Annotated in this window: 17 protein-coding genes, 1 tRNA gene and 1 pseudogene; 9 read left to right on the forward strand and 10 right to left on the reverse strand. The window is 68.3% G+C overall.

Features of this window, described 5'->3' with window-relative positions:
- Positions 1–61 precede the first annotated feature (61 nt).
- Positions 62–871, forward strand: a complete 810-nt coding sequence (locus tag ACFHNC_RS20115) for an aspartate dehydrogenase (RefSeq protein WP_437171032.1) — start codon at positions 62–64, stop codon at positions 869–871.
- Positions 872–929: 58 nt separating this feature from the next.
- Here the strand turns inward: ACFHNC_RS20115 and ACFHNC_RS20120 are convergent, their stop codons facing one another.
- From ACFHNC_RS20120 to ACFHNC_RS20140, 5 genes are all read right to left on the reverse strand, one after another.
- Positions 930–1,610 (reverse strand): zinc metallopeptidase, encoded by a 681-nt coding sequence (locus ACFHNC_RS20120; RefSeq protein ID WP_437171033.1) that lies wholly within the window; start codon positions 1,608–1,610, stop codon positions 930–932.
- Entirely contained in the window at positions 1,610–2,395 is a 786-nt protein-coding gene (locus ACFHNC_RS20125; protein WP_437171034.1) for an SDR family NAD(P)-dependent oxidoreductase, read from the reverse strand. The genes ACFHNC_RS20120 and ACFHNC_RS20125 overlap by 1 nt, the downstream gene beginning before the upstream one ends.
- Before the next feature lie 31 nt (positions 2,396–2,426).
- Positions 2,427–2,499: transfer RNA gene (locus tag ACFHNC_RS20130), tRNA-His, on the reverse strand.
- Positions 2,500–2,561: 62 nt separating this feature from the next.
- The gene (locus tag ACFHNC_RS20135; RefSeq protein WP_437171035.1) at positions 2,562–2,978 is read right to left on the reverse strand and encodes a cytidine deaminase; all 417 of its coding nucleotides are present in this window, start codon (positions 2,976–2,978) and stop codon (positions 2,562–2,564) included.
- The gene (locus ACFHNC_RS20140; RefSeq protein WP_437171036.1) at positions 2,978–4,183 is read right to left on the reverse strand and encodes an aminotransferase; all 1,206 of its coding nucleotides are present in this window, start codon (positions 4,181–4,183) and stop codon (positions 2,978–2,980) included. Before ACFHNC_RS20140 ends, ACFHNC_RS20135 begins: the two co-directional genes overlap by 1 nt.
- Before the next feature lie 287 nt (positions 4,184–4,470).
- Between ACFHNC_RS20140 and ACFHNC_RS20145 the strand changes: the two genes are divergently transcribed.
- The 3 genes from ACFHNC_RS20145 to ACFHNC_RS20155 all read left to right on the forward strand — a co-directional run bounded on the left by ACFHNC_RS20145 (position 4,471) and on the right by ACFHNC_RS20155 (position 9,061).
- Entirely contained in the window at positions 4,471–4,809 is a 339-nt protein-coding gene (locus ACFHNC_RS20145; protein ID WP_168045998.1) for a P-II family nitrogen regulator, read from the forward strand.
- A 207-nt stretch (positions 4,810–5,016) separates the two neighbouring features.
- A complete protein-coding gene (gene glnA / locus ACFHNC_RS20150; RefSeq protein ID WP_437171037.1) occupies positions 5,017–6,456 on the forward strand; it encodes a type I glutamate--ammonia ligase in 1,440 nt (479 codons plus the stop codon).
- 238 nt (positions 6,457–6,694) lie between these two features.
- Positions 6,695–9,061, forward strand: a complete 2,367-nt coding sequence (locus tag ACFHNC_RS20155) for an ATP-binding protein (protein WP_437171038.1) — start codon at positions 6,695–6,697, stop codon at positions 9,059–9,061.
- A 245-nt stretch (positions 9,062–9,306) separates the two neighbouring features.
- On the opposite strand, the gene ACFHNC_RS20160 is transcribed toward ACFHNC_RS20155, so the two are convergent.
- Entirely contained in the window at positions 9,307–10,740 is a 1,434-nt protein-coding gene (locus ACFHNC_RS20160) for an amidohydrolase family protein (protein ID WP_437171039.1), read from the reverse strand.
- A 134-nt stretch (positions 10,741–10,874) separates the two neighbouring features.
- On the opposite strand from ACFHNC_RS20160, the gene ACFHNC_RS20165 reads away from it, so the two are divergent.
- From ACFHNC_RS20165 to ACFHNC_RS20180, 4 genes are all read left to right on the forward strand, one after another.
- Positions 10,875–11,498: a glutathione S-transferase family protein gene (locus ACFHNC_RS20165; protein WP_437171040.1), complete on the forward strand. Its 624-nt coding sequence runs from the start codon at positions 10,875–10,877 to the stop codon at positions 11,496–11,498.
- A gap of 18 nt (positions 11,499–11,516) precedes the next feature.
- The gene (locus tag ACFHNC_RS20170) at positions 11,517–12,095 is read left to right on the forward strand and encodes a histidine phosphatase family protein (protein WP_437171041.1); all 579 of its coding nucleotides are present in this window, start codon (positions 11,517–11,519) and stop codon (positions 12,093–12,095) included.
- Positions 12,096–12,103: 8 nt separating this feature from the next.
- Positions 12,104–12,991, forward strand: a complete 888-nt coding sequence (locus ACFHNC_RS20175; protein ID WP_437171042.1) for an amidohydrolase family protein — start codon at positions 12,104–12,106, stop codon at positions 12,989–12,991.
- 135 nt (positions 12,992–13,126) lie between these two features.
- On the forward strand, positions 13,127–14,302 hold the full coding sequence (locus ACFHNC_RS20180; RefSeq protein ID WP_437171043.1) for a sensor histidine kinase: 1,176 nt from the start codon (positions 13,127–13,129) through the stop codon (positions 14,300–14,302).
- A 29-nt stretch (positions 14,303–14,331) separates the two neighbouring features.
- Here the strand turns inward: ACFHNC_RS20180 and ACFHNC_RS20185 are convergent, their stop codons facing one another.
- Positions 14,332–14,826 (reverse strand): TetR-like C-terminal domain-containing protein, encoded by a 495-nt coding sequence (locus ACFHNC_RS20185; protein ID WP_437171044.1) that lies wholly within the window; start codon positions 14,824–14,826, stop codon positions 14,332–14,334.
- Between ACFHNC_RS20185 and ACFHNC_RS20190 the strand changes: the two genes are divergently transcribed.
- Positions 14,710–15,066 (forward strand): hypothetical protein, encoded by a 357-nt coding sequence (locus tag ACFHNC_RS20190; RefSeq protein WP_437171100.1) that lies wholly within the window; start codon positions 14,710–14,712, stop codon positions 15,064–15,066. The two genes, ACFHNC_RS20185 and ACFHNC_RS20190, sit on opposite strands and share 117 nt — an antisense overlap.
- Before the next feature lie 47 nt (positions 15,067–15,113).
- On the opposite strand, the pseudogene ACFHNC_RS20195 reads toward ACFHNC_RS20190, so the two are convergent.
- The 3 genes and pseudogenes from ACFHNC_RS20195 to ACFHNC_RS20205 all read right to left on the reverse strand — a co-directional run.
- Positions 15,114–15,299 (reverse strand): annotated as a pseudogene (locus tag ACFHNC_RS20195) (methyl-accepting chemotaxis protein); the annotation flags it as partial.
- A gap of 17 nt (positions 15,300–15,316) precedes the next feature.
- Positions 15,317–17,260, reverse strand: coding sequence for a hydantoinase B/oxoprolinase family protein (locus ACFHNC_RS20200; RefSeq protein WP_437171045.1), 1,944 nt, complete (start codon positions 17,258–17,260; stop codon positions 15,317–15,319).
- Positions 17,260–19,293, reverse strand: coding sequence for a hydantoinase/oxoprolinase family protein (locus tag ACFHNC_RS20205; protein ID WP_437171046.1), 2,034 nt, complete (start codon positions 19,291–19,293; stop codon positions 17,260–17,262). The genes ACFHNC_RS20200 and ACFHNC_RS20205 overlap by 1 nt, the downstream gene beginning before the upstream one ends.
- Positions 19,294–19,300: the final 7 nt, after the last annotated feature.

The following is a 19,300-nucleotide window of genomic DNA, read 5'->3' on the forward strand; positions in this document are numbered from 1 at the left end:
TTCCATCTCGGCCAATCTTGCTGTAGCCCCGCCCCAGGATCGCAAAGCTGGGGGGCCGCACATGGCACGTGAACTGACCGTCGCAATCGCAGGGCTCGGCGCCATTGGCCTGCATCTGGCCCGCGCGCTGGATGCCGGGGTGGAGGGGCTGCGCCTGGTTTCCGTGGCGGCGCGGGACCAGGACAAGGCACGCGCCAACCTCGCCGGCTTCCGCAACCCGCCCGCGCTGGTGAGCCTGGCGGAACTCGCCCAGGCCGATGTGGTGGTGGAGGCCGCGCCGGCGGCAATCTTCGAGCAGGTCGCCGTCGCGGCCATTGAGGCGGGGCGCATCTTCGTGCCGTCCTCCGTGGGGGCATTGCTGCCGCGGATGCACCTGGTGGCGCGGGCGCGGGAGACCGGCGCGCGTATCATCGTGCCGACCGGCGCGCTGCTCGGGCTGGATGCCGTGCGGGCGGCGGCGGAAGGGGAGGTGGCCTCCGTCACCATCGAGACGCGCAAGCCGCCGCGCGGCCTGGTGGGCGCACCCTATCTCGACCAGCACGGCATCGACGTGGCCGCGATCACCACGCCGACGCTGATCTTCGAAGGTAATGCCTTCGACGCCGCGCAGGGTTTCCCCGCCAACGTCAACGTCGCCGCCGCCCTGGCCCTGGCCGGCATCGGGCCGGAGCGGACCACGGTGAAGATCTGGGCGGACACCACCGTTACCCGCAACACCCACACCATCCGCGTGGAAGCGGCCAGTGCCCGGCTGACCATGACCATCGAAAATGTGCCGAGCGAGGAGAACCCCCGCACCGGCAAGATCACGCCGTTGTCGATCCTGGCCTGCCTGCGCGGCCTGACCAGCACGTTGAAGGTGGGCAGCTGACGCAACTCCTGTGTCGCGGCGCCGAACGGCGCCCGGCGCATGAGGGCTCGAAATTGCTTTAAGGCCGAAACCATCGCACCGCGTTGATCAGCGTGATCAGCCCCGCCGCCACATAGGTCAGCGCCGCGGCGCGCAGCACGCGGCGGGCCTGGGGCAGGTCGGCCGGCGCGAGGTAGCCGCCCCGCTGCAGCACCGGCAGCGCCTTGCCAAAGCTGGCATCCAGCTCCACCGGCAGCGTCACCGCATGAATAGCGAGCCGCCCGGCGAACAGCACCACCACCAGGGCCAGTTGCACCGCGATCAGGGACGGAGACCGCAGGGCGACGAAGACCAGCGGCATGGAAATCAGCACCACCTGGGCGATGCGGTCGAGCGGCGCGATCGCCTGGATCAGCGCCATGCGCCGGCGGAAGCCGGGCTCGCCCCGGGCATGCTGCACCGCATGCGACACCTCGTGCGCTGCGACCGCCACGGCGGCGATGGAGCGGCCGGCAAAATGCGGGGGCGTCAGGCGAACCACGCCGGCGCCGGGGTCGTAATGGTCGCCCTCCTGCGATTCCTCCACCTTCACATGGCGCAGATCAGCTTCGTCCAGCAGGTGGCGGGCCAGTTCCCCGCCGGTGCCGGGCAGATCCGTCCGCTGCGCCTGCGCCACATGCAGCACATGCTGCACCCAAATCTGCGGCCCGAAGATCAGGGCCAGCAGCAGGATGCCGGCGAGGATGATGAGGATCGCCATCAGACGACGGGGCTGCGCCCGCCATCGACGTTGATGGCGGTGCCGGTGACGTAGCCGCCCTGGTCGGAGGCGAGGAAGGTGGCCATGGCGGCGAATTCCTCGGCGCGGCCGATGCGGCCCATCGGCACCGTCTTGCCCTGTTCCGCCTTCCAGTCTTCCCAGGAAATGCCGCGCGGGTCGGCGGCATGGCGGCGCACCCATTGGTCGCTCTCGATGATGCCGACCAGCATGCCGTTCACCAAGATGCCATGCGGCGCGCCCTCGCCGGCCAGGATCTTGGTCAGCGCCATGCCTGCGGCGCGCGAGACGGCAGTGGGGGCACCGCCGGCGGCCGGCGCCTTGGCGCCGATGTTCAGCACATTGATTATGCGGCCCCAGCCGCGCGCCTGCATGCCTGGCCAGACGGCGCGGGTCAGCCGGATGGCGGCGAACAGCTTCAGGTCGAGATCCGCCTGCCAGAGCGCGTCATCCACCTCCATGAAGGGGCCGCGCTGGCTGGTGCCGGCGTTGTTCACCAGTATGTCCACCGGTCCGAGCTCGGCGGCGGCCTGTGCGGCGGCACGGGCGCAGCCTTCCGCGGTGCCGACATCCGCCGCGATGGCGGCTACGCGGGCGCCCTGGAATTTTCCCGTAATCCGCGCCTTGGCGGCTTCCAGCGCCTCCGCCCCGCGGGCGACCAGCGCCACTGCGGCGCCGGATTCGACATAGCTTTCGGCAATGGCGAGGCCGAGGCCCTTCGACCCCCCGGTGATCAGGGCGGTGTGGCCATCGAGGCGGATCTGCATGTGGTTGTTTTCCTGGACGTGTGGGCGAATGGGCGATCGACGGGGCTCGAACCCGCGACATCCAAGACCACAACCTGGCGCTCTACCAGCTGAGCTACGACCGCCACACGCCTCATCCGGGGCGTGGCCCCAGGCGCGGGGTGATACGGCGAGGCGGGCGGTCGCGTCAACCGGGGGGATGGGCGGCGGCGAGATCGGCGGGGCCGAAAGCGTTCGGCAGCAGGGCGGCGAGCGTGGCCTCCTGCGCAGAACCGTCCGCCGCGCGCATCACCACGCGCAGCGCCCCATCCGGCGAGAATTCGGACAGCACCTGGCGGCAGATGCCGCAGGGCGAAAGCGCGACACCGGCCGGGCCCGCGATGGCAATGGCCTGGAAGCGCCGGCGGCCGGCAGCAATGGCGGCGCCGACCGCAACGCGTTCCGCGCAGATGGTGGCGCCATAGCTGGCATTCTCGACACTGCAGCCGGTCTGGAGGCTGCCGTCCTCGCATAGCAGCGCGGCACCCACCCGGAAACCGGAATAGGGCGCATGCGCCCGGGCGCGGGCCGCCTCCGCCGCGCCCAGCAGGGCGGCTGCCTGCATCAGCCGGCGGCCACGCGGGCCTCGCCGTTGCGGGTGGCGAGCCAGCTCTCCATCCGCGCCAGCGCCTCGTCCAGGATCGCATCACCCTTGCAGAAGGCGAAGCGGGCGTAGTGGCTGGGGGCGTCGGCGCTTGCATAGAAGGCCGTCACGGGGATGGCGGTGACCTTCGCCTCCACCGTCAGGGTGCGGCAGAAGGCCACGTCGTCGCCGTTGAAGCCCAAGGGGGCCATCAATGGCCGGAAGTCCGTGGTGATGAAGTAGCTGCCCTGGGTCGGCAGCACGCCGAAGCCGAGCCGCGTGAGGCCCGCCGCCAGCCGGTCGCGCTTCGCCTGCAGGCTGGTGGACAGGCCCGCGAAATAGGAATCGTCCTTCGCCAGCCCCACCGCGATGCCGCGCTGCAGGTTGGGCGGGGTGGTGAAGGTCAGGTTCTGGTGCGCCTTTGTGACGTTGCCGGCGAGCGAACGGTCGCAGGTGACGTAGCCGATCTTCCAGCCGGTCAGGCTGAAGGTTTTGCCGGCGGAGCCGATTCGCATGCAGCGCTCCCGCATCCGCGGCAGCGTCATCAGCGGTACATGCTTCCAGCCGTCGAAGGTCAAGTGCTCATAGACCTCGTCGCAGATGGCGTAGCAGTCATGGCGCTCGATCAGGTCGGCGATAAAGGCCAGCTCGGCATGGGTGAAGACCTTGCCGGTCGGGTTCATCGGCGTGTTGAGCAGCACGGCCTTGGTCTTCGGCCCGAAGGCCGCGGCGAGTTCGGCCCGCGGCAGCTCCCATTTCGGCGGCGTCAGGCGCACCAGTTTCGGGATGGCGCCCAACAGCTTCACCACCGGCAGGTAGGTGTCATACAGCGGCTCGATCAGCACGCATTCATCGCCGGGGTTCAGCACCGCCATTAGGCAGGCGGTGATCGCCTCCGTCGCGCCGGAGGTGACAATTACCTCGGCATTGGCATCCACCTCCAGCCCGTAGAAGCGGCGGTTATGGGCGGCGACGGCCTGGCGCAGATCGGGGTGCCCGGACATGGGCGGATATTGGTTGCGGCCGTCCCGCAGCGCCGCGGCGGCCGCGTCGATCACATCTTCTGGCCCGTCATAATCCGGGAAACCCTGGCCGAGATTGATCGCACCATGTTCGGTGGCGAGCGCCGACATCACCGTGAAGATGGTGGTCCCGGTGGCGGAGAGCAGGTCGTTCTGGGGTTTCACGGAGTGTCTCTCGGGAGGGCTGGCTGCGCGGAGGTGGCAGCATTGACGGGATGATGGGGGGGGATGGCCGAAGGCGCAACATCGCCGGATGTTACTGCCTGTTTTATGTGCTGTATGCCTGTGATATGATCGTTTCTGGTGCTGGCGCTGCCAGAATCCGCGGCCTGCGCCGTTGCCCGGATGGCACGCGCCATGCAACACGGTGGGGGCGCCGGGCAGTGGCCTGGCCGGGGGGAATTCAGCGCTTGCGTCGGGCCATCCGGCCGGCATGCGGAGCGACGGAGCCGATGAAGAAGATCGAGGCGATCATCAAGCCCTTCAAACTCGATGAGGTGAAGGACGCGCTGCACGAGATCGGCCTGCAAGGGCTGACCGTGGTCGAGGCGAAGGGGTTCGGGCGCCAGAAGGGCCATACCGAGCTTTACCGCGGCGCCGAATACGTCGTGGACTTCCTGCCGAAGGTAAAGATCGAGGTGGTCTGCCCCGATGAGTTGATGGAACGCGCGATCGAGGCGATCACCGCTGCGGCCCGCACCGGGCGCATCGGCGATGGCAAGATCTTCGTCAGCGATGTTCAGGAAGTCATCCGTATCCGCACCGGTGAACGGGGCGACGACGCGGTGTGAGATCTGATCCGCCGGGCCCCAGGGTCTTGAGGCTCTAGGGCCACGGCGGGCGAAGACGGGCTGGACCGGCGTTGGCGCCGGGGAAGGCTGACCGGATGGCCGCGACGCCCCCGCGTGGGGGTGGCGGTACCATCCGGGCGCGTGGCGGGGGCCGGTCCCCGTCGCGCGGCAATGGGACCGGGACGAACAAAGACAGGACCGCACACGATGGCGAAGAAGCCGGCAGCCGGGGGCAGCAACGCTGCCGTTTCCAAGGTCATGGAAATGATCAAGGAGCACAGCGTCGAATACGTCGATTTCCGTTTCACCGATCCTCGCGGCAAGTGGCAGCACACCGCGCAGCACGTCTCCACCATCGATGAGGATGTGTTCGCCGACGGCATCATGTTCGACGGCTCCTCGATCGCCGGCTGGAAGGCGATCAACGAGTCCGACATGATCCTGATGCCGGACCCCTCGACGGCGGTGATGGATCCCTTCGCGGCCAAGCCGCAGATGATCTTGTTCTGCGACATCGTGGAGCCTTCCACGGGCCAGATGTATTCGCGCGACCCGCGCAGCACGGCCAAGCGCGCTGAGGCCTATCTGAAGTCCACCGGCATCGGTGACACGGCCTTCTTCGGCCCGGAGGCCGAGTTCTTCGTGTTCGACAACGTGAAGTTCGGCACGGGCGGCAACTACGGCATCTACCAGCTCGACAGCATCGAGGGTCCGGGCGCCAGCCTGAAGGACTACCCCGAGGGCAACATGGGCCACCGCCCGGTGGTCAAGGGCGGCTACTTCCCTGTGGCGCCGGTGGACAGCGAGGGCGATCTGCGCGCCGAGATGCTGTCGACCATGGGCGAGATGGGCCTGGCGATCGAGAAGCACCACCACGAGGTCGCGCAGTCCCAGCATGAGCTGGGCACCAAGTTCGGCCCGATGGTGATGCAGGCCGACCACATGCAGATCTACAAGTACTGCGTGCACAACGTGGCCCACAGCTACGGCAAGACCGCGACCTTCATGCCGAAGCCGATCTACGGCGACAACGGCAGCGGCATGCATGTGCACCAGTCGATCTGGAAGGCCGGCAAGCCGATGTTCGCGGGCAACGGCTATGCCGATCTGTCTGAGATGGCGCTGTACTACATCGGCGGCATCATCAAGCACGCCAAGGCGCTGAACGCCTTCACCAACCCGACCACCAATTCCTACAAGCGCCTGATCCCGGGCTTCGAGGCCCCCGTGCTGCTGGCCTATTCGGCCCGCAACCGCTCCGCCTCCTGCCGCATTCCCTATGCGACGAGCCCGAAGGCCAAGCGCGTTGAGGTCCGCTTCCCGGATCCGGGTGCGAACCCCTACCTCGCCTTCTCCGCCATGCTGATGGCCGGCCTCGACGGCATCAAGAACAAGATCCATCCGGGCGATGCCATGGACAAGGACCTGTACGACCTGCCGCCGGAGGAGCTGAAGGGCATCCCGACCGTCTGCGGTTCGCTGCGCGAAGCGCTGGGCGCCCTGGCCGCCGACCACGAGTTCCTGCTGGCCGGGGACGTGTTCACCAAGGATCAGATCGAAAGCTACATCGAGCTGAAGTGGGGCGACGTGTACAAGTTCGAGCACACCCCGCACCCGGTTGAGTTCGAGATGTACTACTCCGTCTGAGGCGGTCCCCGTCTGCCGGCATCAACCGCGGCGGGGTTAAAGCCAGGGGGGCCGGGTTACCGCGGGATCGCGGTGGCCTGGCCCTTTTTTGTTGCGGTACCGCATCTCTGCGTTCCGGCGAACACGCTCCGGATAAATTGCCCTATTTTTCTCTCCCGCGGTTCACCTTGATGGCTGAGGATGCTGAATAGACAGAAGCGGGGATGCATTGGAGGTCAAAACGCAACTCGAGATAGAAGTGGCTGGCAGTTCCACCCCCGTGCTGGACCAGGCCTTGGAGCGCATTGGGCGCCTCGCGCGCATCTGCCTCGGCGTCGATGCGGCAGGCGTGGCCCTGGGCGTGGCGCCCGAGCTTGCCCTGCCGGTGACCGGCTTTCGCCATCGCAGGCCGCTGCTCGGCCGCGACGGCCACCAGCTTGGGGCCCTGTGGCTTCAGGACACCGCGGCGCGGGATCCACTTTCGGCCGCGGACCACGCCCTGCTTGACGATCTGGCGGCCGCGGCGGTGGAGGCGTTGGAACACCAGCAGGACATCGCCGCGCTGGCGCTGCGCGAGCGACTCCTGCGGCTGGTAGTCGATGCGCCAAGCTTCGCCCTGGCCGTCGACCGGGCCATGGCGGCGCTGCGCGCGGCCACCGATTCGATGCTGTGCCTGTTCTTCCGCCTGGGTCCGGATGGGCGGCACATGCAACTTGTGGCCGGCCAGGCCAGCACGCCTCAACTGACCGCCGCCTATCTTGATCACCTGCGCCGGATGGATGTGCGGGTGGACAACTCGCTCGTTGGTGAAGTGGCGGCCAGTGGCGTGCAGCGCGTGGTGCCGTTCATCGACGCTTCAATCCAACGCCAATACCCGGCCATCAGCCTGTCCGTCGAACAGCGCATTGTCGCGAATATCGTCACGCCGCTCTCGCTTGGGGAGGAGCGCTACGCCTTCGGCGTGGGCTTCGGGCCAGGCCCGCACCGGCTGCCGGCGCTGGCGGAGATGCTGATGGGGCTGGGCAGCGCCCTGCGCCCGCTGCTGCGCCGGCTGCTGGATGCCGAGCAGATTGCGCTGAATGAGCAGCGCTTCCGCCTGGTGGCCGGCGCGACCGCCGAAATCGTCTGGGACTGGAACCTCGCCACCGGTCAGATCTGGTGGAGTGAGGAAATGACCCGCCAGTTGGGGCATGTCGTGCCGGATCCGCTTCCGACATTGGGCTGGTGGTCCGGTCTCGTGGTCGCGGAGGAACGGCAGGCGGTAACGGCGGCCCGTCAGGCCGCGATCGCGGGCTCCGACCCCTGGCATGCGGAATACCGCTTCAGCAAGGCGGATGGCAGCGTCGCGCTGGTTTCCGACCGCGGCTTCCTGGTGCGCGACGCGGATGGGGCGGCGCTGCGAATGGTGGGCAGCATGGTGGATGTAACCCGCCAGCGCGCCTTGGAGGAACAGCTCCGCCAGGCGCAAAGGCTCGATGCGCTCGGCAACCTGACCGGTGGGGTGGCGCATGATTTCAACAATCTGCTGGCCGTCATCATCGGCAATGCCGAGTTGATGACCGAGGAGCCGACCCTAGACGCCAGCGCGCGTAGCCATCTCGAGGTGATTTTGTCTGCGGCGGAGCGGGGTGCGGAGTTGACTGGCCGGTTGCTGACCTTCGCCCGGTTGCATCCGCTGGCGCCGAAGGTGGTCGATGTGAACCACCTGCTCCGAAACATGGAAGATTTGCTGCGCCGCCTGCTGGGGGCGCCGGTCGAGGTGTCCTTGTCCCTCAGCCGCGGTGAGGCGCCGGCGGTGATCGATGGGCCGCAGCTTGAGAATGCGGTGCTGAACCTGTGCATCAATGCGCGAGATGCCATGCCGCTGGGTGGACGGCTTGGCCTCGCCACCGCCTGCATCGGCCCGGCAGCGCTGGCCGCGGCCGGGTTGGACGTGCCGCCGGGCGACTATGTCACCATCACGGTCACAGATACCGGTACGGGCATGCCGGCCGAGGTTGCGTCCCGCGCCTTTGAGCCGTTCTTCACGACCAAGGCCTTCGGCAAGGGAAGTGGCCTTGGCCTCAGTATGGTGTTCGGATTTGTCAGCCAGTCTCGTGGCCATGTCCGTATCAACACTGCGCCCGGTAGGGGCACCGCGGTCACGCTCTACCTGCCACGTTCCGATCAGGCGGCGGAGGCAGCCGCGCCCGATACGCCGGTTGTCCTGGCTGCCGGCAAGGGAAGGGTGCTGCTGGTGGAGGATGATCCCTCTCTCCGGCAGACCGCGACGGTGCAGTTGCAGAGGCTGGGTTACGAGGTGCTTTCGGCAGCAAATGGCGAGGTTGCGCTGGAGCTGGTGCGGCGGGAGACGTCGCTGGACCTGCTTTTCACTGACGTCGTCATGCCCGGCCGTCTGAACGGCCACCAGCTTGCCCGCGAGGCTGTGGCGCTACGGCCCGCTCTGCGGGTGCTGTTCACCTCCGGCTACCAGGAAGATGCGGCGCCAGGCTCGGATGATTTGGAGACTGGCTTCCCGCTACTGCCCAAGCCCTACCGCCTCGCGGACCTGGCCAAGGCCATCTGCCAATTGCTCGATCCGCATCCAGGCCCAGCGGCGGCAAGGCGGGTCACCGCTCAGAAGTAGGCAATGGCGCCGGGCCGGCAATGACCAACGCCATCCAGAAGCTGGAGGCAGGCGGCCTGGTTCGTGCCGTGCCGGACCCGCGCGATGTCCGCGGCAAGTTGGTGTTCCTGCCGACGCCGGACGCGCGATGTGCGAGCGGGGCGTGGCGGCGATTGTCCGATCGGTCGAGCCGGTGCCGCATGGCCTGACGGCGCCGGGCTGCTGGCGACGCTGCGGCGTCTGCGCGCCGCGCTGGATCGCGAGACTCAGCCGTAGCGCGTGGCGCCCCAGAAGCCACGCGGCGTCGCCGTCATGTGCTGCAGTCCAGTTCGCGCCAGGGCGAGGCCAATCTCCCGCGTCGCCGCCTCCATCACCGCGCCTTCCTCCACATCCCGCACCACGCGGCCTTCCATCACCACGCGACCGCTGACCAGCACCGTGTCCACATCCGACCCTACGGCGAAGCAGACCAGGCGGTACAGCGGCATGTCGCCGGGCCAGAGATGGGGTTTGTGCAGATCGACCAGCGTGATGTCGGCGCGCTTGCCGGCCTCCAGGCTGCCGATCTCGTCCTGCAGGCCGAGCGCCTTCGCAGCGTCGCAGGTGATCATTTCCAGCGCCTTGCCGGGCGGCAGCACCTTGGCGTCGCGGAAATGGCGGCGGTGGTAGTGCATCGCCTGGGTCATGTGGCGGAACATGTCGAAGCTGCGGTCGGGTGCGGTGCCGTCCGAGCAGATGGCGACGGTGGCGCCGGCATCCATCAGTTCGATCGCCGGGCAGCGTCCGGTGATGGACATGTTGGCCGATGGATTGTGGGCTACCTTCGTGCCGGTCTCCGCGATGATGCGGATCTCGTCCTCGGCCAGATCGATGCAGTGCGACAGCAGCGCATCCGGGCCGAGGATGCCCTGCTCCATCGCATCGCGCACCGTGCCGCCCTTGTGGCCATCCTGGGTGAAACCAACGCCGCGGGCGCGCGAAAGGGCGCGCACCTGCTTCGCGACCTCGGGGTAGATCGCCGCCGTTTCCGGCGTCACGCCATGTCGGCCGGGGTAGCCCACCGGCGCGCAGAGCATGATGCGCGTCAGGCCATCGCCCGCGTTGTGCAGGCGATCGATCAAGGTGCTGCAAACATCGAGTTGGTCTTGCAGCCCGATCTCGCGCTCCCGATACGTGGCGCCTTGCCAATCGTAGAAGCGGTTCGGGTAGGGCGGCGGAGAAACGCCGGGGCAGAGCACGCTGCGGATGCCGATACGGCGATAGCCTTCCGCATGCGCCTCCGCATGCACGGCATCATCGGTGCGAGACCCGTAGGCGCCGAAGATGGACAGGCCGGTGGTGACGCCGGCCTTCAGCCGCTCCAGCGCCGCCAGCGCGCCATCGGCGCCCCAGAATTGCGGCGTGGCGCCCCGCGGGTAGATGGCTTCCACCGATTCCGTCCAGCGGCCGCCGTCACCGCCGCCCAGGGTCTTCACCAGTGTGTGGCCGGCATGGGCATGGGCGTCGATCAGCCCGGGGAGAACCGCCTTGCCGGCGGCATCGATCTCCGGTGTGCCAGGATGGGCGGCGCGCAGTTCAGCGGTGCTGCCGATGGCGGCGATGCACGTGCCTTCCACCAGAACAGCGCCGCCTTCCAGCACCTGGCGGGAAGCGTCCATGGTGACCACCAGGCCATTCGCGATCAGCAGCTTCTCGGCCATCGGGCATTCTCCTTTGCGTCGTCCGGCGCGGCTTGGGCGCTGGCAGGGTTCCACGCTGGCGTCGCGCGGCCAAGGGGGTGACGCCTTCGGCGGCCCGGCCTAGCATCCGCCGCAATCCTCCGGAGACCCTCCCCATGAAGCTGTACTTCTCCCCCGGCGCCTGCTCCCTCGGCATCCACGTGATCCTTGAGGAGATCGGCAAGCCCTATGAGCTGTCGCTGGTCGCGCTGAAGGATGGCGCGCAGCACAAGCCGGACTTCGTGGCGGTGAATCCGAAGTCCAAGGTGCCGGCGCTGGACCGTGGCGATGGCCGTGTGCTCACGGAATTTCCAGTCATTGCCTGGTGGCTCGGCAAGTCCAACCCCGAGGCGGGGCTGATGCCGACAGATTTCGAGGCGGAGACGCGCTGCCTGGAGATGCTGGATTATGTCTGCGGCACCATCCACCCGCAGGGCTTCACCCGCCAGTTCCGCCCCGCCAACTTCACGGCGCGAGAGGAGGACCAGCCGAAGGTGGTGGAACAGGGCAAGGCGCTCGCCACCAAATATTTCGAGACGCTGGAGAATAACTGGACCGGCGGCACCTTCGTTCTGGCCTCCGGCTATTCAGTTGCCGACGCGGCGCTGTTCTTCGTGGAGTATTGGGCAACGCGGCGTTCGGGCATGACGCTTCCGGGGCATCTGGCGAAGCACCTGGACGCCATGCTCGCCCGCCCGGCCGTGCAGCGCGCCCTGCAGCAGGAAGGGCTGCCGGCGTAATTGCCGGCAGGATCTTCCATGATGAAGTTGAACACCACGCCTTTCTGGTTCCTGCGCCATGGCGAGACAGACTGGAATGCCCAGGGGCTTTCCCAGGGCCGCACCGACATCCCGCTGAATCATGTCGGCCGGTCCCAGGCCGAACGCGCCGCCCGCACCCTGGCGCCGGTACCGATCGCCAGCATCGTCGCCTCTCCATTGTTGCGTGCCCGCCATACGGCGGAGGTCGTGGCAACCACGCTGGGCCTGCCGGTAGCGCTGGACGAGGATCTGGCGGAGGTGGATTTCGGCAAGCAGGAAGGCCTGCCGATGGGCGACTGGTATGATGACTGGATCGCCGGCGACTACGTGCCGGAGGGCGGCGAAACCTTCGCGACGTTGCGCGAACGCGCGATTCGCGGCGTGAACCGCGCGCTGGCGCTGCCGGGCCCGGTGCTGGTGGTGGCGCATGGTGCATTGTTCCGCGCCTTGCGCCAGGCGGCGGGGATGGAGGCCAATGTCCGCACCCCGAACGCCCTGCCGTTGTGGATGGAGCCGCCGGCGGCGGGCGCCACCGCTTGGCAGATCACCCCCGCACTGCTGGCGCCGGAGGACTGACGCGCCACATGGCGGCGCCCGTGCAAATCGCCGGCCCGGTGGCGCTGCCGCGCCGGCCACGCATTGTGCCGCCGCCCGGTTCGGTGGATGCCCACGCGCATATCTTCGGGCCCGAGACCCGTTTTCCCTACGCGGAGGGGCGTGGCTACACGCCCCCGGATGCGCCGCTCGAGGCCTATCTGGCGCTGTTGGACCGGCTCGGCCTCGCGCGCGGGGTGCTGGTGCAGGGCAACGCGCATGGCTTCGACAACGCGGTACTGCTGGATGCGCTGGAGCGCGCACCCCGGCGGCTGCGGGCCATCGCGATTACGGATACGCGGATCGCGCCGGCCACGCTGCGTGACTGGCACCGCCTCGGCATGCGCGGGCTGCGCTTTCACGAACACATGGCCGCGCCCGGCTATGTCGGCGGTGTAGGGCTGGAGGCGCTGCCGCATTTCCGCGCGGTGATGCGGGAGTTGGGCTGGGTGGTGCAGGTGTTCTGCGACCATCGCCGCCTGCCGGCCATCGCCGCGGACCTTGCCGCCATCTCCGCCGAGATGCCTGTGGTGATCGACCATATGCTGGCGCTGCCGGCGGCGCTGGGCATCGCCGATCCCGGCTTCCAGGCGCTGCTGCGACTGGTGGGGCAGGGGCAGGCGCATGTGAAGCTCTCCGGTGCCTATCGCCTTTCATCCCGCTTCCCGGACTACCCGGATGCACGGCCGTTCCACGATGCGCTTCTGGCGGCCAACCCGGATCGGCTGCTTTGGGGCACAGACTGGCCGCATACCTCGATCCCGGCGGAGATTATGCCGGATGACGGGGCGTTGCTGGACCTGTTCCATGACTGGACCCCGCGGGCCGAAGATCGCTCCCGGATCTTGGTAGAGACGCCGTTGCGGCTGTTCTGTTAGCGCGAAACCGAAAAACCGGATGACCGTTGCGCGGCCGCGGCTTGCGCCGCAGCCTCCCGGCATGGGATGGAGGCCGGCTGGGAGCGCAACACCTGTTGCGAACCGGGATCGATTAATGAACGCCAGGAATTCCAGATGATGTCGGCCGGCATTCGGACCGAGACTGGCGGCGAGTTGCATAGCCGGCTGCGCCAGCAGCAGCTTCTCTCGGCCTTTGGCCGCGAGGCGTTGCGTGGCGCCGAACTCGACGACCTGTTGCAGGAAGCAGCGCGGATTGCCGCGGATGGCTTAAGCACCGACCTGGCGAAAGTGCTGCAGCATATTCCCGCCGAAGGCGCGCTGAAGATTGTCGCCGGTGTGGGTTGGCGCCCCAATGTGATCGGTGTGGTACGGTTCGGCACTGATCTCGCATCGCCTGCAGGTTTTGCGCTGCGGACCGGGGCGCCGGTGATCTCCAACCATCTGGGTGATGAGGGGCGCTTCCGCACGCCGAAGCTGATGGTGGAGCACGGCGTCCGTCGCGCCGTGAATGTGCTCATTCGTGGTGAGGCCGGCGCGCCGCCCTTCGGCGTGCTGGAAGTGGACAGCCGCGACCCGCGCGAGGATTTTTCCGAGAACGACGTCGATTTCCTCCAGGCGCTGGCCAATGTCGTGGGCCTTGCAATTGATCGGGACCGCGACCGGCGCGACCGGGAGTTGCTGACGCGGGAGGCGCATCACCGGGTCAAGAACAGCCTCCAGATCGCCCAAACCCTGCTGCGCCTGCAACTGCGCGAGGTGGAGGATCCGGAGGCGCGGCTTCAACTCGAACAGGCTGCGCGGCGTATCATGACCATCGGTGCGGTCCATGAGCGCCTGTTCTCCGGCCCTGCCATCGGCCAGGTCGCGGTCGGCACCTATTTGCGGGGGCTGGTGGAGGATCTACGGAATTCGCTCGGCGTGGGTGAGGGCGGGCGGCCGCTGGAACTGGAACTGACCGCGACGGGTGAGATGGCGATCTGGGACGGGGACCGGGTAACGATGCTCGGCCTTGTGGTGACGGAACTGGTGACGAACGCCTTCAAATACGGCCGGGACCGTGTGCTGATCCGCTTGGATATTGCCGCCCTGGACGGGACCGGCACGCTGGTGGTGGAGGACGGCGGCGATGGGCCGCCGGACGGCTACGACCAGGTTCGCGGCCGCGGCCTGGGCATGCGGATCCTGGCGACGCTGCTGCGGGGTGGCGAACTTGTGCCGCAATGGCCGGCGGGCGGGCGGTTCCGCTTCGTCGCCACACTGCCACCCGCAGCCTCGGCCGCCTCCATCTGAGTTCCGCCCAAGCGGGTCGCCGCGCCGGTTCAGGTCTCGCGCAGGAAGCGCCGCGTGGCATCCGACACCATGTCCGACAGGTCGAGCGGAATTTCCATCGCGTTGACCTTGTCGTCGATCAGCGGGAAGGACAGGCCGTGCACGAAGATCCACAGCCGAAGGCCGCGCGTGCGGATCGGCGGGTCGTTCGGGGCGCCGCCATCGCGATGCGCCAGGTGGCGCAACAACACGCCAAAGGTCTCCTCCCCCTTCTGCAGTAGCTCGGGACTTCGGTCGTGCGTGCGGGTCTGGCTGAACATCAGCTTGGAGACGCCGCTTTCCGCCGCCGCGAAGCCGATATCGGCGTGCCCGATGGCTGAGACGGCGGCCCCATCCAGGCGCTGATCGCTTCGCTCGGGCTGATCGTGGTGCTGGCCATCGCGGTGGTGGTGCTGACGTTCAATTCCTTCCGCCTGTCCCTGATTGCCTTCCTGGCCGCGGGGCCTATCCGCGGGGCTGTCGCTGCTGGCGCTTGCGGTCTTCAACTACCCTTCGGCATCAACGCGATCATTGGCCTGATCGGATCCATCGGCGTGTCCATCAACGCCGCACTGATCGCCATCTCCGCACTTCAAGACGATGAGGCGGCGGCGCAGGGCGACCAGACTGCGATGGCTGAGGTGGTGCTCGATGCCAGCCGCCACATCCTCTCGACGGCGATCACGACCTTCGGCGGGTTCCTGCCGCTGATCCAGGGGGGGTGGCGGCTTCTGGCCCCGTCGTGACGGCATCGCTGTTCGTGCGCAGCGCCCCGGCAACCGCGGCGGAGGCCGCCTTGGATTCCGTCGATCTCGCATGAGGTCTGCTGCGTCGCCGCTGCCGCCTGTACGGCTAGGTTCTTCACCTCGCTGGCCACCACGGCGAAGCCCTTTCCGGCCTCAACGGCACGGGCCGCCTCGGTTGTCGCGTTCAACGCCGATCCATGCTGCCACGACTGACAAATGCGTCCATGGCCCACGCGGAGATCAATCCGCTTTAGTCCAGCAGGCGCGCGATGGCCTCCGCGGGGGGCATTTCCGGGCTGGCGCGCAGCGCGGCAAAGACGGATTTCTTTGCCCGAGCGCGCCAGCTTACCGGCAGCTTTGCCAGGCTTTCATGCAGGGCGAGATAGGCCTGTTCCGTCCAGGCCCGCTCATGCGCAAGCCGCGCCGGGCCGAAATCGAAGCGCTGGCTGCCCCGGGCTGGCTGCGTTGCGCGGAGGTCGGCCGTGGCCTGCTCATCCACACGCACAGCGCGGATGACCACGCCGTAGTCGCGCGCCGCCGCCTCCACCGTCAGCCGCCCGGACCGAACATCGGCGAGCACCGCGTCGGCGGGACGGGTGCAGGGGTCACCGCGTCCACCGCCGCCCGGGGAGACGATCCGCACCACTGCGCCCGGTGGCAGATTGAACAGATCGGTATTGCCCAGGTTGCGCTCCTCCGGCGTGCCCGGGTTCAGCGCGAAGGTGCTGGCGGCGCCCGGCCGGCCGCCCAGCGTGCCCCAGGGCTGGAACACGGACCGGTCGCGGTTGCGCGCGGTCACCACCGCATCCGGCGCATCGGTGGTGAATTCCAGCACGGTCGCCATGCCGCCGCGATGCGCGCCGGCACCGGCGCTATCCGGCATCAGCCCGTAACGCAGCACGCGCACCGGTGCCTCGGATTCGGTGATCTCGATCGGGCTGTTCTTGAGATAGGCGGCATCGGCGCCCGAGCCATCCGTGCCGTCGCGATGCGGCATGCCACCGCCGCCACCAACAATCGGCGCCACCGCCACAATGGAACGCCGCCCGGTGCGGCGATTTTCGCCGGAGATATTGATGATGGAGGAGGATCCGGCCGGCGCCGCGGGCAGCCGTTCCGGTGCCGCCTGCACGAAGGCCCCGAAGACCAGGCTGCGCAGCCGCGCGCAGGTCAGGCTGCGCATGCCCACCGCGGCCGGATGCTGCGGGTTCACCACGCTACCCTCCGGCAGGATACAGGTGAAGGGCCGCGTCGTGCCGAAGTTCAGCAGGATCTTCGGGCTGAGCGCGGACAGGACGTAGTAGACGCCGACCATAACCAGCGAATGCCGCGCATGGCCGCCGGTCGGCACGTTCATGGATGACAAGGTCTGCGGGTCGGTGCCGGTGAAATCCATCACGGCGGAATCGCCCATGATGCGCAGCGTCAGCTTCAACCGCAGCGGGTCGCCATCCGGCCCATCCTCGTCGCAGTAATCGGCAAAGGCGTAGTCGCCATCCGGCAGCCCGGCCAGTACGGCGCGCGCTTGCGCTTCCCCGTAGTCCAGCAGATCCGCCATACCATCGACTAGCGTCTCCAGCCCGAAGCGACGCACCAGGTCCAGGATGCGGCGCTCGCCGGTGTTCACCGCTGCGATGAGCGCCTTCAGGTCACCCCAGTTCTGGTCGGGTACGCGCACATTGGCGAGGATGACGCGCAGCAGTTTCTCGTCCAGCACGCCTTCCTGATACAGCTTGGAGGGCGGCACGCGGATGCCTTCCTGATGCACCTCCGTCAGCGTGCGGGACAGGCTGGCCGGCACGGCGCCGCCGACATCGACATTGTGGATATGCCCGCCGGCGAAGGCGATGATGCGACCTTCATGGAACACCGGCTTCCACATGTTCGTGTCCGGCGAATGCGTCGCGAGGTAGCCTGAATAGGGGTCGTTGGTCATGGCGATGTCGCCGGGCGCATAGCCACCGGGCACCATCCCGATTGCCGCCTCATAATCCACACCCGGATACCATGTGGCGCCAAGATCCAGCGGCACGGCGCAGGTCTTGCCGTGGGCGTCGAGGAACTGGACGGTGAAATCCTCCGTCTCCTTGACGAAGGTCGAATGCGCAGTGCGGTACAGCGTGGTGGCCATGCTCTCGGCGGCCGCGCGGCAATGGTTGCGCAGAACCTGCAGCGTAATGGGGTCCGTACGCATCAGATCGTCTCCATCACGAGGTTGCCCTGCGCATCGGCGCGCACCTGCCATCCGGCGGGCACGAGCACGGTGCAATCGGATTGTGTGACCACGGCCGGGCCGCTCAGCCGCGCGCCGGCGCCCAATGCCTCTCGCCGGTAAAGCCCCGCATCGTGCCAGGCGCCGGCGAGGCGCAGCGAGATAGTGGATTCGGGCACGGCCTCGCCCGCCACCACGGGGTCGGCTCGGACGGGCAGGGGCGGCGCGCGGCGCAGCGCGGCGGCGCGCAGCCCCACCACCTCCACCGGCGCCTCCGGGTCGCAATGGCCGAAAGCGTCCTTGTGCGCCGCGTGGAACAGCGCGGCGAGGTCGGCGGCGGTGCCATGCTCGCGCCACGTCGTCGGCAGCGGCACCGGCACCTCGAAGGACTGGCCCTGGTAGCGCAGATCGGCGCCGAGGCTGATTTCTGATTCGCCGCTGCCGCCCATCTCCACCAGAGTCGCGCGCGCCTCATTGGCCAGCGCATCGAAGGTCTCGTGCAACACCGGCAGCGCCGGTTCGGCCAGTGGCAGCAGCAGGCTACGCATGGTGTCTCGGCGCAGATCGGCAGCCAGCGCGCCGAGCGCGCAGAGCGTGCCTGGCACCGCTGGCACCAGCACGCGGCCGATGCCCGCGGCTTCTGCCAGCAGCGCGCCCAGCATCGGCCCGGCGCCGCCGAAGGGCATCAGCGTGAGCTCGCTGGCATGCGCGCCGGCGCGCGCCAGCAGCTTGTCGATCTCTACCAGCATGCCGCTGATGGCCACCCGCAGCACGCCTTCCGCCACTGCCGGCACATCGAGCCCGAGGCGCTCGGCGATCGGCCGCGCCGCGGCTTCCGCCAGGACGCGATCCGGCGCGATGGCGCCGAAGCCGAGTTGCCCTTGGCCAAGGATGCCACAGACCAGCGCCGCGTCCGTCACCGTAAAATGGCCGCCGCCGCGCCCGAAGCAGGCCGGGCCGGGGCTGGAACCGGCGCTCTCAGGTCCGACCTGCAACACGCCCTGCGCATCGACCCGCGCGATGGAACCGCCACCCTGGCCCGAGGAAATCACCGCGACGGTCGGGATGGCCAGCGGGAACTCGCCGATCGCCTGGCCGCTGCCGAAAGATGGCGCGCCATCCGCCAGAAGCGCGACATCCGCGCTGGTGCCGCCGATATCCAGCGTCAGCACCAGCCGCTCCCCTGCGGCGCGCGCCACGACGCCCGCGCCGACGACGCCCGACGCAGTTCCTGACAGCAGCATGCCGACGCAATCCCGCCGCCCGCGCTGCGCCGTCATGGTGCCGCCGGCGGAGGTGGTCAGCAACAGCGGCGCGGCGATGCCGGCGGCGGTCAGCTGGCCCTGCACGCGCTCCAGATACCCCGCGATGCGCGGATGCACATAGGCGTTGAGCACGGAGGTGGTGGTGCGCTCGTATTCGCGGATCGCCGGCCACACCTCGCTGCCACGGAAGATGAAGAGCTGTGGCGCGATCTCGCCGATCATCGCAGCGACCGCCTCCTCATGCGCGGCGTTGCGCCAGGCATGTAGGAAGGAGACGACGATACCCTCGCAGCCCTGCGCCAACGCGGCCTCCAGCGCGGCGGCAACGCTGGCGCGGTCGGGCGCCGTCACCGTGCGGCCTTCGGCATTCATGCGTTCGGTAATGCCGAAGACGGATTCGCGCGGCACCAGCGGCGCGGGGCGCTCGCAGAACAGGCTGTAGGGGTCCGGCATGCGCAGCCGCGCCAGCTCCAGCATATCCGTGAAGCCGGCGGTGGTGAACAGCGCGAGCCTGGCGCCGCGGCGCTGGATGATGGTGTTCACGCCGACCGTCGTGCCGTGCACGAAGCGCTCGACCTCCGCCGGCACCAGCCCATCCGCCGCGAGCCGGCGCAGGCCTGTGGCGACATCCTGTCCGGGCTCGGATGGCGTGGTCAGCACCTTCAGGGTCTCGAGCCGCCCGGTGCTGGTCTCCAGCGCGACGAAATCCGCGAAGGTGCCACCAATATCCACGCCGATGCGCCAAGCCATCTTCTGC

Origin of the sequence: Falsiroseomonas sp. E2-1-a4, from assembly GCF_051433165.1 — a bacterium.
Classification (GTDB): Bacteria; Pseudomonadota; Alphaproteobacteria; order Acetobacterales; family Acetobacteraceae; genus Falsiroseomonas.

What these genes read in the sequence shown, in the direction of transcription:
- ACFHNC_RS20165 (WP_437171040.1), top strand. Translation starts at nt 10,875, where the DNA reads ATGAAGCTGTACTTCTCCCCCGGCGCCTGCTCCCTCGGCATCCACGTG.
- ACFHNC_RS20170 (WP_437171041.1), top strand. Translation starts at nt 11,517, where the DNA reads ATGATGAAGTTGAACACCACGCCTTTCTGGTTCCTGCGCCATGGCGAG.
- ACFHNC_RS20205 (WP_437171046.1), bottom strand. Translation starts at nt 19,293, where the DNA reads ATGGCTTGGCGCATCGGCGTGGATATTGGTGGCACCTTCGCGGATTTC.
- ACFHNC_RS20175 (WP_437171042.1), top strand. Translation starts at nt 12,104, where the DNA reads ATGGCGGCGCCCGTGCAAATCGCCGGCCCGGTGGCGCTGCCGCGCCGG.
- glnA (WP_437171037.1), top strand. Translation starts at nt 5,017, where the DNA reads ATGGCGAAGAAGCCGGCAGCCGGGGGCAGCAACGCTGCCGTTTCCAAG.
- ACFHNC_RS20120 (WP_437171033.1), bottom strand. Translation starts at nt 1,610, where the DNA reads ATGGCGATCCTCATCATCCTCGCCGGCATCCTGCTGCTGGCCCTGATC.
- ACFHNC_RS20160 (WP_437171039.1), bottom strand. Translation starts at nt 10,740, where the DNA reads ATGGCCGAGAAGCTGCTGATCGCGAATGGCCTGGTGGTCACCATGGAC.
- ACFHNC_RS20125 (WP_437171034.1), bottom strand. Translation starts at nt 2,395, where the DNA reads ATGCAGATCCGCCTCGATGGCCACACCGCCCTGATCACCGGGGGGTCG.
- ACFHNC_RS20135 (WP_437171035.1), bottom strand. Translation starts at nt 2,978, where the DNA reads ATGCAGGCAGCCGCCCTGCTGGGCGCGGCGGAGGCGGCCCGCGCCCGG.
- ACFHNC_RS20145 (WP_168045998.1), top strand. Translation starts at nt 4,471, where the DNA reads ATGAAGAAGATCGAGGCGATCATCAAGCCCTTCAAACTCGATGAGGTG.
- ACFHNC_RS20180 (WP_437171043.1), top strand. Translation starts at nt 13,127, where the DNA reads ATGATGTCGGCCGGCATTCGGACCGAGACTGGCGGCGAGTTGCATAGC.
- ACFHNC_RS20115 (WP_437171032.1), top strand. Translation starts at nt 62, where the DNA reads ATGGCACGTGAACTGACCGTCGCAATCGCAGGGCTCGGCGCCATTGGC.
- ACFHNC_RS20200 (WP_437171045.1), bottom strand. Translation starts at nt 17,260, where the DNA reads ATGCGTACGGACCCCATTACGCTGCAGGTTCTGCGCAACCATTGCCGC.